Genomic DNA, 12,113 nt, shown 5'->3' on the forward strand with positions numbered 1-12,113 from the left:
GAGCGCGGTGAAGACCTACCAACGAGTGCCACGGGGCATCTCCGGCGGCAATCATCAACCCGGCGGCTTGGCGGCGGAGAGGTCCCAGATCAAAGTCGTGGTGTCCTCCAGGCCCGCGGCCAGCGTCGTCCCGTCCGGCGAGAAGGCGAGGGGCCGCCGGCCGTGGGACTTCGTCTCGAACCGGTGGACTTCGCGGCCCGAGGCCAGGTCCCAGACCCGGACCGAGTCGTCGTCGCCTTCCGGGTTCATGCTGGTCTGCGACGCGGACGCGAAGAGGCGGCCGTCGGGCGAGACGGCCAGGGTCGCGCCCTGGTTCTTCTCGACTCTGAGGGTCCGGACCGCCTTGCCCGCGGCCAGGTCCCAGACGATGAGCCGGTCGTCCCACAGGCCGCTGGTGATCGCCGTCTTGAGGTCGGGCGCGATCGCGGCGGCGATGATCCGGGTCGGGTCTCCCGGCTGATAGGGATCGGTCCGGGAATGTCCCGAGATCGCGAACTGCCTCGTGGACCGGCCAGAGGCGAGATCCCAGAACCGGAACGTCATGTCTTCACTCGCGGAAACTAACGAAGACCCATCCGGCGAGAAGGCGATGGCCTGGATCCGGCCCGTATGACCCCGGAGCTCGGCCAGTGGGCGTGTCTGGACCTTGCCGGGGTGCCTGGCCGAGGCCCGAGCGTCCCCGACGTCGAAGACGTGGATGGCATCGCCGCTGGGCTTCTCTCCACCTTCGGGGCCGGTGTCCTCATCCCAGGTGGCTACGGCGATCTTCCGGCTGTCCCTCGAGAACACCACACGCGTCGCCCGCCGGTCGAAGCGCCAGTCCCGAAGGAGCTGGCCGTCGGCGAGGTTCCAAAGACGGGCGACGCCACGAAATCCCCCCATCCCTGGGACAAAGGACTCGGAGGTCGCCGCCAGGAGCCGGCCGTCCGGGGAGACCTGGGTCGACCAGATCCAACCCTTCTCTCCCATATCGAGCCGTCGGACGTGGCGGCCGGTCGCCACATCCCAGACCCGGACCGTCCCGTCGGCGGCGGAGGTGGCGAGATCGCGTCCCCCGGGGGCGAAGGCGACCGAGAGCACCGCATCGCTGTGGGCGTCGGGCTCCGGGAAGAGCCATGCCCCGGTCTCGAGATCGAGCATGTGGATCTTGTGGTCGGACCGCAACATGGCCAACGTCCGGCCATCCGGAGAAAGCGCCATCGCCCCTTCCCGCGAGCTCGAATTCGTCGCGACGAGCGGGATCGTCCGGCGGACCCGCCATGTGGCGAGGTCCCAGATCATCAGTTCCGTCCCGTGCCCGGAGATGAGGGTCGTCCCGTCTCGCGAGATCACGAATCCGCTTTCCGACCCGTCGCCGGGCTCGAGCGTGCGGATCAGCCGGCCGTCGCGAACATCCCAGGCGCAGATCCGACAGACGGACTTCGCCACCTTCGGGCCGCCGGGTTTGCTCTCGGTCTTGACGAAGTGGATACTGCCCGAAACCAAGGTCTTCCCATCCTTGGCGAATCCTAGCGTCGCGAAGCGAGAATCCTTGACGTCGTTGATCACGATCGGCTCATCGCCCCCGGCGAGATCCCAGATCCGCACCGAAGCGCCACCGACAGCCCGCGGGGATGTCCCCAGCGCAAGCCTCGCGCCATCGGGCGAGATGGCGAGCGTACCGGGAAAGACCATGTTGTCGTCGAACTTGAGGACACGCCGCTCCTTACCCGTCGCCGTGTCCCAGAGGCGGACGCATGTTTCCTCCTGGCTTGCCGAGGCAAGAGTTCGGCCATCGGGCGTGAACGCCAGGCTCTGCACGCGTCCCTTGTTGTCCATGGAAGCTCGGAAGCGTTCCCGATGCGCGACGAAGTCCCAGACCTGCAACACCCCCTGGTCCCTCCCCACGGCCAGCAGCGTGCCGTCGGGCGAATAGGCCAAGGCCAGGGCCGAGTTCGGCTCCTTGAGCGGCTCGAGGCCGGGGGACGATTCGCCCGTCTTGGGATCCCAAAAGCAGACCGCCCCATTCCAGCCGGTCGACGCGAGCGTGCGTCCATCGGGGGAGAAGCTGATGTGGCTCAACATATCTTCTTGCCGGAAGCGTGTCGTCCCCAACCGAACCTTGGCGCCCGGGGGCAGGGGAGTGGGACGCGGTTCGACTCGGGTCGGCGGGGCCTCCTTCGCGACAGGACGCTTCGCATCGGGCCCGGGCCGATCCTGGGAGGCCGCGACGACGCGGTAAGCCCCCACGAAGGTCCCGAGAAGCAGGAGGAGGCCGACGGCCACATGGATCTTGCCGAGCAGCATGGCCCTGAGTGCATGCTGCGCGAGAGTGGCCACGGCCCGCGAGCCCGGGGCGACCTCGGTCAGGCCGAGGGCCGCCGTCGCCGCCATCCGGACCGTCGCACCGAGCAGTTCCTCCGGCACCGAGGCCGCCACAACGCCGTCCGCCGTCCCGAAGCCGACCAACCCGGCCGTCGGGGCGAGGCCCCTGCGGACGAGCCGAGGCCGCAACAGATCCTTGGCGCGGGCGAGTCGGCCCGAGACCGTCCCCTTCGACCAACCCAATTCCCGCGCCGCCTCCTCCTGGGTCTTCCCCTCGAGGTAGCAGAGCACGATGGGACGCCGGTAACGGTCGGGGAGTCGGACCAGCTCCTCGTCGAGGACGCCGCGCAGGTCGGCAAGTCCCTCGTCGGAACCCCTCGGCGCGGCGAGCCCGTCCGGGAGCGGCCAGCCTGCCTTGCGACCACCCCTCGGCTTGCGCGACCGTCGCGCGAGGCGGGCCGCGACCCCGTGCAGCCAGGGGCCGAGCGACTCCCGCTTCCGCACCGATCCCGCCTTGCAGGCCAACACCAGGAATGTCGCCTGAAACACATCCTCGGCCGCGTGCGGGTCCTCGAGCATCCGACGGCAGACGCCCAGCACCATCGACCCGTGCCGCTGCACGACCGCCTCGAACGCAAGCCGCCCAGCCTCGTCACAACGACCCGAGAACCGCTCCAGGAGTTGCCCATCGCTCAGCCCCGACACGGAACCGCTGTCGAAGAGCACGTTGAAGTCCCGACGCACCATCTCCGTCGATCCGTATCTCATGGAGATATCCCCTCCGAAACCCTCGGCGTATCATCAACGGCAGGGTTAGTGCGTCTCGAGGTCGGTCCGAATACAAGATTTCTCGCCCTCAAGCGAAGAATCCCGCGGTCCTCCTATTTTCTCGTCAGGCACGGTGAGATCAAAGGGGGGGGGTTAAGTCTCTCTCCCGAGAGAAGTCTTTCGTAAGGGTGGGCATTGCCCACCGTCACCGGGAAAGGCTGGTGGGCAGTGCCCACCCTACAAGACTACTTCGGCACCGCTCGGAGACTGCTAAACGGAGGGGAACGTAATGAGACGTAAGGTCGACGCCCTCTTCTCCTGCACATCCGCTTACGTGCGCAGGATTTTCCAAAGGCCGACGCGGCGCGGAATCAGGCGTGAGAGCTTCCCCCAGCTCGAATATCTGGCAACGCTCGGGATCATTGTCGGAGCCCTCGTCGCGGGCGGCTATGCGGCAGCGACGGGCCTGGGCCTGAAGGCCATCCTTGGGCGGGCCTTGCTCGGGGCCCTCGCGGCGGGGATCTTCGGGACGTTCCTCGGAATGATCCGGACGTCAGACTCGGACTCGGAGCCGGCCGCCGAACCCGAAGACGGTTCCCCTTCCGACGAGTCGAACACCTTGTGGGATCGCTGGGTTGACGACTCCGAAGACTCGGGCTCGGTCTCCGACGCGGTCTTCCTTGAAGAAGATGAGGGCGTCCCTCCTCACAGAGCCCGCGTCCGCCCTCGGATGCTCTCCACCGCCAGCGGCGAATCGATGCCCCTGGAAGATGAGATCCGGTCGGTGGTCAAGTCGGGCGTCAAAGGGCTGGTCCGGATCGTGGGATCCCACGGCTCGGGCAAGTCGACGACCTTGCGCCACCTTCAATCGCAGATCCACCCCCACCCGGGAGTCCTCTTCCTCGACGATCCCAGCCATCAGGAGATCCTCGCGGCCTCGGCGATGCCACTCGTCATCTATACCTCGCCTCAGCCCTTCCCCCGAAAGCACGTGGCCACCTATCGCCTCGCTCCCTGGAGCCAGGACGACCTGATCGAGTATCTCCTGGCGACCGACGCGGCGTCCTGTCCCTCGGTCATGTCGCGGATCCAGGACTCGGGAGACCTCGGCTTCCTCCAAGGAATCCCCGAGCTCTGGTCGACCGCCCTCGATCGGATGGTGCAGGAGCCTTCGGGCGGATCCGCCCGGGACGCGTTGCGCGGGGAGATCCTCCATCGACTCCCGGACGCCAAGGTTGCTGGGAAGGTGCAGGAGCGTTGCTTCCTCACCATCGTCGCGGCCAGCCGCACCGCTCCCGGGGAATTGGCGTTCAACCCGTCGTGGCCGGTCGAGGATCCGCAGCTCATCCGCCTGCTCCGCCATCGCCCGACCTGGGTCCTGCTCGCCGCCGAACGAGTGGCCACCACACTGGCGGGCGATGCCACCCCCGAGTTCCTGCAGTACCGATTCCCGCGCGAGTTGGTCGCGGAGTCGGCGCTGCTGGTCCGCAGGTCGCCGCAGGCCCTGGTCCGACTGCACGCCGTCATCCGGGGGAGCCTGACAGCCCTGCACCCGATGGCCGCGAGCCTCCTGCATGCCTCTCGGGTCGACTGGCAGCCCGAACCGGGATCGAGGGTCAACCTCGCAAGGGCCTATCTTGCGCTCGCATCCTGGCCGGGCATCGACCTCTCGAACGCGTCGATGGACGGTGTCGACCTCGCCGACGCCAACCTCGCAGGCGCGGAGCTCGACATGGCCCAGATCCGGGAAGCCGAGCTCCGCCGGGCCAAACTCCAGGGGGCCTCGATGGTCAGTTGCTTCGTCACGAACTCCGACCTGGCCTCGGCGGACCTCACCTCGGTCCGCGCCAATCGGTCGTCATTCCGGTGCTGCAACCTCGAGAATGCCAACTTCGAGGATGCGTCGTTGCAGCGAGCCCATTTCAATGGGTCGAGGCTCGACGCCGCGTGCTTCAGGGGGGCCAACCTCTTTGGTGCCGATTTCGAAGAGGCGACCATCAAAGAAGCCGACTTTCGCAACGCGAACCTCCAGGAGTGCCGACTGAGAGGCCTCCCTCTCAACCAGGGTGCCTTCGTCGGTGCCCAGTTCTGCGGCGCCGACCTTTCCGGCTGCAACCTCGAAGGTATGGAACTCCCCGCCGCAGACTTCGAGGACGCGGGGCTCGAAGACGCCCTGCTCACCGGCTCGAAGATGCCCGAGGCCAACTTCCTCGGCGCGAACCTCCGAAACGCGGGCCTGGCCGAAGTCGATTGGCCCGGCGCCTGCCTCCGCGACGCCGACCTCCGCGGGGCGAGCTTCCACCTCGGCTCTTCGAGGAGCGGCCTCGTCCAAAGCCCGATCGCCAGCGAAGGAACCCGCACGGGTTTCTACACCGACGACTTCGACGACCGGGACGTCCGCCCCCCCGAGGAGATCCGCAAGGCCAACCTCCGCGACGCCGACCTCCGCGGAGCTGAGATCGACGGCGTCGACTTCTACCTGGTCGACCTCCGCGGGGCCTTCGTCGACTTCGACCAGCTCGAACACATCAAACAATGTGGCGCCATCCTCGACAACCCCTCCTGAGAGGGCCTCCGCTCGGAGAAAATACTCCGGACTCGGAAATAAATTTGAAGCAATGTCGCCCAGACGCCGGCACTACAGGGCGAGAATCGGCGGGCGAGGAGGAGGGCGAATGGCCGGGGAGCGGTTGGCGGAGACGCTCGGGACGATCCAAACGATCTTTGCGGAAGGGACGTTCGTCGGGATCTCGGATGGAGAGCTGCTGGGGCGGTTCCTGGCCGGACACGACGCCGGAGCCGGCCTCGCGTTCGAGGCATTGGTGGCGCGACACGGCCCGATGGTGCTCCGAGTCTGCCGGGCGCGGCTCCGCGACGCCCACGAGGCCGAAGACGCGGCCCAGGCCACCTTCCTGGTCCTCGCCCGACATGCCCGCTCGGTCCGCCAGTCCGAATCCGTCGGCAGTTGGCTCTTCGGCGTCGCCTCGCGAGTCTCCGCCCGCGCCCGCTCCCACGCCGCCCGCCGGCAACAGGCCGAGATGCGCGGCGGCGAACAGAGCGCCGGTCGCCACGAGGTCCGAGGCCCGGCCCCCGAGACCTGGGAAGAGCTCTACCAGGAACTCGAGCGATTGCCCGACCGGTATCGCCAACCGATCATCCTCTTTCATCTGGAAGGCTTGACCTACGAAGAGACCGCGCAGCAACTCCGCTGCTCGGTCCGGACGATCCAGACTCGGCTGGCCAGGGGCCGCGAGCGACTCCGAGGGCGAATGTCCAGGCGAGGCCTGGCCCCCTCGGCGGACCTCTTCGTCGCCTCCCCCGCGATACATCCGCCCGCGCCCGGTTGGGCGGAGAAAACGGCGAAAGTCGTGGTCGGCCTCACGGCCGGCCCCTCGGCGAGCTCCGGGATGGTCCCGGTGTCCGTCGTCGTCCTCGCGGAAGGAGTGTCGAAGATGCTGCTCGTTCACAAGGTCAAGGTCGCCGCCCTCTCCCTCCTGGGCGTCGGCCTCGTCTCCGCCGCGGCCCTGGGAGTCACCTTCCCCCTGTCGAAGAATCACGCCCCCCAGGACCCCTCGCCTGCGAGACAAGCGATGCCCCCCGCTCGCCCCAAGGCCCCGGATGTCGCCCTCGCGCCGGAGACCCCAGAGCCCCGCGAGTTGAAGCATGACGACGGGAAATCCGCGGGGATGCGGAGCATCGCCGGCGGCGGGCACGCGGTGAAGTTCGAGGCCCCCGGCGAAGGCTGGGTCTTATCCTCCGTCCGCCTCTTCGGCTCTCGATACGGATATCCCAAGCCGCCGGCCGAGGATTTCGAGATCGACCTCTGCGACGAGAACTTCCACAAGCTCTCAACCTTTAAATTTCCTTATTCCACGTTTCGTCGCGGCGAACCCAAATGGGTCAGCATGGAGGTGAAGCCGACTGAGGTCCCCCGCAAGTTCATCATCGCCGTCGGGTTCGACCCCGCGCAGACCAAGGGCGTGTACGTCCACCACGATTCCAAAGGGAGCGGCTCGTCGCTGACCGGCCTACCCGACGTCGACGAACCTGAGCCCTTCGACAAGGGAGACTGGCTCATCCGTGCCCGCCTGAATCCGCCCGGCAGCAAGACTTCCGTTCCTGCGAAGAACTGATGCTCACTCGAATCTCTTGAGGATCCAAATCGACGAGGGGCCGCGCGTCATCGCGACGCGCGGCCCCTCTCGTGGTTTCGGTCTGGCCCGAAATTCCCTGACCCGGCCAGTTCCCCGCTCAGGAGACCTTTTGAACCGGGGCATCCACCCGGTGCGGCTTGGAAATCGGGGCGTTGTCCTCGGCAGCGGCGAGAGCCTTTCGAGCCCTCTTGACCGCGCGCTGCCTGGCACGCGCGACGAGCATGAGATTCCGGACGTACACGACCAGCCCCATCGCCTGACCGACGATGATCACAGGGTCGCGCCGGTGGATCGCATACACGAGCAGGGTCGCCCCCCCCAACAAGCTCAGCCACCAGAACGCGACCGGGATGACCGAGTCTCGCTTCTTCTCGGAGGCGAGCCATTGCACCAGGAACCGCGCCGTGAAGACGGCCTGTCCCAGGAACCCGATCTTGACCCAGATCGACATGTTCCAGAGCAGATGCCCGACATCCGCGATCACCTTCGACAGGTCGGACATGACTCAAACCTCCTGCCCGACGCCAGGTCGGGACTGGGTGGCAGGGACGGGGCAGGGGAGGTCGACCGAGGAGTGGGCCACCCGATAGCGGACGGGTCGGCGCATCAGCCAGGCCACGCCCAAGAGGTCGACGATCACTCGGAGCGACCGATTCCAGATGTTGTAGTGAGAGATGCCGTGAGGCCTGGGGCGGTGAATCACCGGCACCTGGACGATCTGGCAACCTTCACGGAGGAGGAGCGGCCCCAGGAACCGGTGCGAGCCATGGAACATCGGGAGCCGGACCGCCATTTCCCTCGAGAAGATCCGGACGGAGCACCCGGTGTCTCGGATCGACTGGCCGAGCACGGCATTGCGGACCCGGTTCGCCCAGCGGCTGATCACACGCTTCGACCAGACGTCCTCACGTTTGGTCCGCCAGCCGAGCGCCGCGTCGTGACCGGGGAGCGCGTCCCAGAGGATCGTCAGGTCGGCCGGATTGTTCTGGAGATCGGCGTCCAGCGTCGCGACCCAATGGCCCTCGGCCGCGCGGAAGCCCGCAGCGGTCGCGCCGGACTGCCCGACGTTCGCCGCCAGGGTCACGGGCCTGAGCTCGGGATAGTCGCCGTAGAGGCTTCGCAAGACCTCGGGCGTCGCGTCGGTGGAGCCGTCGTCCACGACAACGATCTCGAACGCCTGCATCCGGCCATCGACGCAGAGTGGCCGAAGCGCCTGCGCGATCTCGTCGACGAGTTGCGGCAAACTCGCAGACTCGTTCTTGGCGGGGACGATCACGGAGAGTGTGTTTTGACCCTCCGGCCCCGACTTCGAGAAGTCGCCCGGAGTATGAACCCTGGACCGTCCTACCGGACCTGGCCGATGTGACGGATCCTGTCGCATGGACGACATGTCGCAGGCCTCCTTGCCCACCGCTGCAAGAGACGGACCGGGGATGAAACCTTCCTGGTCTCGATCACTCGGGCATTGTCCACACAATGATTTCCCCGTCCATCCCAAAACAAACCCAAACCCGACGGGGCCCCGCGTAAACCCAATCCAGCAGGTCATCAGCGGTCTCAACTCGCCCCTCAAAATCCCGTGCGATCCGCGTCGCGAAACCTTCCTGGACAGACGCCAGGCCCTCTGATAGTTTGCCCACGCCCCAGCAAGGATCGGCGGCAGCACCCCCAAAGCTTCAGTGAAGAAGCGCTGAGGACAAGGACGCCCCAGCCATGAGCTCCACCCTGTTGAACCCACCGGCCGTCCTCCCCTTCCTCGCGAGCGACCTCGCCTCAAGCCCATTCAGTATCGCCGTTTACGGAGATCCCGACGCGGAGACCGACGGCCTCCTGGAGAGCGTGAGGGATCACGGAATCCTCGTCCCCCTGGTCGTGGTCGCCTCGGAATCGGGTTGGGAAGTCATCTCCGGACACCGCCGGCTCGCCTGCGCCCGCAGGCTCGGCCTCCTGGAGGTCCCCTGCGAGGTGAAGGACATCCGGTCGCAGGCCGCTCGCCAGCTCGCGATCCTCGAGTACAACCGCCAACGGACCAAAACGTTCAGCCAGACGATGCGCGAGGCTGACGCCCTGGAAGACCTCGAGGCCGAAGCCTCGAGGGAGCGTCGCTTCGGCAACCTCCGCCAGTTCCAGACGGAGGATTCCGACTGTCGGAATTCCGACGATCGGAAGGGTCGTACCGACGCTCGAATCGCGAAGGCCCTCGGCCTCGGGGGGAAGGACCTCTACCGCCAGGCCCGGGCCGTCTGGAAGACCGCCCAGGGGGGGGACCCTCGGGCCGTCAGCGGAGTCGCCCAGCTCGACGCCGGGACCAAGTCTGTTTATGCCGCTTATAAAGACCTACGTCGAAGGAATCGTTTCGCCGCCGGGTTCCGTCCCACGCCATACGACGTCTGGGCGTTCAAGCACGACCGTGCCTTCGGGATCCCCCATCCGGGATCGATCCCGCCGGGCATCGTCGCCCACACCTTGCATTATTACACGTCGCCGGAGGCCCTCGTCGTCGATCCGATGGCCGGCGGGGGTACGACTCTCGACGTTTGCCAGTCGATGGGACGCCGATGCCTCGCGTATGACCTCAGCTCAGTGCGTCCAGACATCGTCGAACACGACGTAAAGACGGGATTTCCACTCGAAACCCGCGGATGCGACCTGATTTTCTGCGATCCCCCCTATCATACGATGCTCGCGCGACGATACGGCCGCGAGGGGGTCGACACCGAACCCCTCGCGGCCTGGATCGAATCGTTGAATCAACTCGCTCGGGGCGCCTTCGACGTGCTTCGACCCGGCGGCTATTTCGCGCTCTTGCTCGCCAACCAGACGGAAAAAGACTTGCCCGCCGGCTTCGGCTACCTCGACCACGCTTTTTATGGCTATCAAGCCCTCGTCGCGGCCGGCTTCCTGCCGGAGCGACGGATCAGCTGCCCGATGGACGGGGCTTATTTGCCCCAGCACGTCCGACGTGCCCGCTCCGAGGGGCGGATGCTCGGGCAGGTACGCGACCTCGTGATCGTGCGCAAACCAAATTGAAGTCAAGAGTTACGACAGAGGCTCGCCGCAAGCCAGCTCGTACACTTTGCCCCGGACGAAGGGGTTCGAGAGGGTCGGGTTGCGTCGGACGATGGGCTCGGGCAGCGAGGAGATCGCCCGGTTGATCAGGTCCTGCAGTTCGCGGGCTCCCAGGCTGTCGATGAGCAGATTGATCGCGGCTTCTTCCCCTTCGCGGGCATCTTCCTCGCGTTGCCGCTCGCGCTTCGCCTCGATGGATTGAAGTCGGGCCTCGAGTTCCCGCCTGCGACTCTCGAGTCGAGTCGCCACTTGAGGTAAGAGATCGTAGCCGTCTTCGAGTCCGGCGCGGATGTAGCCGGGGCCGTTCTGCAGCTTACCTTGGCTTTGCAGGTAGAGGGCGTTGAGCAGGACCTTGGCGACGTCCTCCGGATCCTTCTGCGCGGCGATGCGCTCGGCGAGGTGCTTGGGGATTCCCTGATTGGTCAGGAGTTCCTGCAAATCGACAGCAACAAGAAGCCGCCCTTCGGCGGACAGGCGGAAGGGTGTTCCCGGAATCGGGATGCTTGCAGTGTCTTCTCTCGTTCTTGGTTCTCGTTTGGGCCCATCCGCAGGGCCTCCCGGGCCGAGGAACTGGGCCAGGGCCTCGAAAGAATTTTGACCAGTCTCGAGGGGGGGGTCTAAAAGATTTGGGACAGTTTCAGGCCCTACCCCTAAAAATTCTGGGACACCGGTAGGCAGGTTCTTGGACGCCTTCGGCCCTTTGGTAGTGGCCGGACGTACCGGCGCATCGCGAATGATCTTGTAGGCGGTCGACCGTCCCTTCGACTTGCTCGCGGCGAGGAGGCCGTTCTTGCTGAGCTCCTCGATAGCAGCGAGGACGGTCTGCCGACTTAGGCCTGCCTGGCGGGCAATCGTGCGGATGCTCGGATAAGCCCAGTCCGAGCCGAAGTCGGAGTAGAGGCCGATGACCAGATAGACCTTGATCGCCGAGCCGCCCAACTGCTTGAACGACTCGGACCGTAAGAGGTCGTGCTCGACGCGGAAGAAGAAGGGGGCCATGACCTGCGGTCACCTTACTTTGGGGCCGAGTTGCGGGATTCGAGTTGGGACGGTCGCCGGCGCGAGTCAGGCCGTCAGGCTCGCGGGAGGGGGGTCGGAGATGTAGTAGGTCTTCACCTTCCCCCGCTCGTGCGTCGTGGAGACGACGAGGCCGAGATCCTCAAGACGGGAGAGGCTCTCGATGACCGTAGGGCACGACAGGCGTGTCTTCGCCATGAGCCTGTTCAGGCTGATGGTGATGCTCTTGTCGGGCTCGCCACCGCAGGCTTCGAGCATGGCGAGATAGACTTTGATCGAATCTCCTCGGATCCGGGCAAGATATCCCCGGTCGAAGAGCACATTCTTGACCCAGTCCGTTTGGATCGGCATGGCGATGGTCACGACGACTCCTCTACCCCCCAGGGCCTACTCGGGCTCAACTTGGCCGAGGGCCTCAGTCAACTTCCGTGTCGCTTCGTCGTAGGCAAGGCTGGCAATCATGAAACAAGCGCGAGCGACTCCAACTCGGCCGATTGGCTTTATCGACCTCGCTCCAAACGCCTCTTCATCAACACGAGCCGGACCACGCCGCGACATTGCGGCTTGTATCGCCTAGCCCGATGCCACACCCGTCAGGACCTCCGCCAGGAAGAAATCGAGAAAAAACCGAGTAGGTCATTGACCCTCGGCCAGGGTCGGGTATTATGTCCCTCGTCGCCGCTGACAACGGTGGTGACGAGAAACGCGGCCGAGTGGTTCGGCAAGACAACTTGACCGAGCCCGATGGCCGCGATAATTCGTTCGCTGGACGATTCGGCCGGCGTGACATGCCCTCAGGGC

General features: G+C 65.9%; 8 protein-coding genes. 3 read left to right on the forward strand and 5 right to left on the reverse strand.

Features of this window, described 5'->3' with window-relative positions; all coding sequences use genetic code 11:
* Positions 1–54: 54 nt before the first annotated feature.
* Positions 55–3,072, reverse strand: coding sequence for a sigma-70 family RNA polymerase sigma factor (locus ACYOEI_RS40285; RefSeq protein ID WP_462856302.1), 3,018 nt, complete (start codon positions 3,070–3,072; stop codon positions 55–57).
* A 289-nt stretch (positions 3,073–3,361) separates the two neighbouring features.
* On the opposite strand from ACYOEI_RS40285, the gene ACYOEI_RS40290 reads away from it, so the two are divergent.
* Together ACYOEI_RS40290 and ACYOEI_RS40295 are read left to right on the forward strand one after the other, a co-directional pair.
* A complete protein-coding gene (locus ACYOEI_RS40290) occupies positions 3,362–5,638 on the forward strand; it encodes a pentapeptide repeat-containing protein (protein ID WP_462856303.1) in 2,277 nt (758 codons plus the stop codon).
* Positions 5,639–5,747: 109 nt separating this feature from the next.
* A complete protein-coding gene (locus tag ACYOEI_RS40295) occupies positions 5,748–7,205 on the forward strand; it encodes an RNA polymerase sigma factor (RefSeq protein ID WP_462856305.1) in 1,458 nt (485 codons plus the stop codon).
* Positions 7,206–7,323: 118 nt separating this feature from the next.
* Here the strand turns inward: ACYOEI_RS40295 and ACYOEI_RS40300 are convergent, their stop codons facing one another.
* Together ACYOEI_RS40300 and ACYOEI_RS40305 are read right to left on the reverse strand one after the other, a co-directional pair.
* Positions 7,324–7,677 (reverse strand): lipid-A-disaccharide synthase N-terminal domain-containing protein, encoded by a 354-nt coding sequence (locus ACYOEI_RS40300; protein ID WP_462856312.1) that lies wholly within the window; start codon positions 7,675–7,677, stop codon positions 7,324–7,326.
* Between the two features lie 54 nt (positions 7,678–7,731).
* Complete coding sequence (locus ACYOEI_RS40305; RefSeq protein WP_462856306.1) at positions 7,732–8,616, reverse strand: glycosyltransferase family 2 protein; 885 nt, start codon at positions 8,614–8,616, stop codon at positions 7,732–7,734.
* 323 nt (positions 8,617–8,939) lie between these two features.
* Here ACYOEI_RS40305 and ACYOEI_RS40310 point away from each other — a divergent pair, with 323 nt between their 5' ends.
* Positions 8,940–10,256 (forward strand): DNA methyltransferase, encoded by a 1,317-nt coding sequence (locus ACYOEI_RS40310; protein ID WP_462856307.1) that lies wholly within the window; start codon positions 8,940–8,942, stop codon positions 10,254–10,256.
* Between the two features lie 9 nt (positions 10,257–10,265).
* Here the strand turns inward: ACYOEI_RS40310 and ACYOEI_RS40315 are convergent, their stop codons facing one another.
* Together ACYOEI_RS40315 and ACYOEI_RS40320 are read right to left on the reverse strand one after the other, a co-directional pair.
* Positions 10,266–11,294, reverse strand: coding sequence for a helix-turn-helix domain-containing protein (locus tag ACYOEI_RS40315; RefSeq protein WP_462856308.1), 1,029 nt, complete (start codon positions 11,292–11,294; stop codon positions 10,266–10,268).
* Positions 11,295–11,360: 66 nt separating this feature from the next.
* A complete protein-coding gene (locus ACYOEI_RS40320; protein WP_462856309.1) occupies positions 11,361–11,675 on the reverse strand; it encodes a hypothetical protein in 315 nt (104 codons plus the stop codon).
* Positions 11,676–12,113 lie beyond the last annotated feature (438 nt).

It is taken from the genome of Singulisphaera rosea (assembly GCF_054877945.1).

Bases quoted from the DNA above. Each gene is read 5' to 3' on its own strand.
- ACYOEI_RS40285 (WP_462856302.1), bottom strand. From the start codon at position 3,072: ATGAGATACGGATCGACGGAGATGGTGCGTCGGGACTTCAACGTGCTC.
- ACYOEI_RS40300 (WP_462856312.1), bottom strand. From the start codon at position 7,677: ATGTCGATCTGGGTCAAGATCGGGTTCCTGGGACAGGCCGTCTTCACG.
- ACYOEI_RS40295 (WP_462856305.1), top strand. From the start codon at position 5,748: ATGGCCGGGGAGCGGTTGGCGGAGACGCTCGGGACGATCCAAACGATC.
- ACYOEI_RS40315 (WP_462856308.1), bottom strand. From the start codon at position 11,294: ATGGCCCCCTTCTTCTTCCGCGTCGAGCACGACCTCTTACGGTCCGAG.
- ACYOEI_RS40290 (WP_462856303.1), top strand. From the start codon at position 3,362: ATGAGACGTAAGGTCGACGCCCTCTTCTCCTGCACATCCGCTTACGTG.
- ACYOEI_RS40305 (WP_462856306.1), bottom strand. From the start codon at position 8,616: ATGTCGTCCATGCGACAGGATCCGTCACATCGGCCAGGTCCGGTAGGA.
- ACYOEI_RS40310 (WP_462856307.1), top strand. From the start codon at position 8,940: ATGAGCTCCACCCTGTTGAACCCACCGGCCGTCCTCCCCTTCCTCGCG.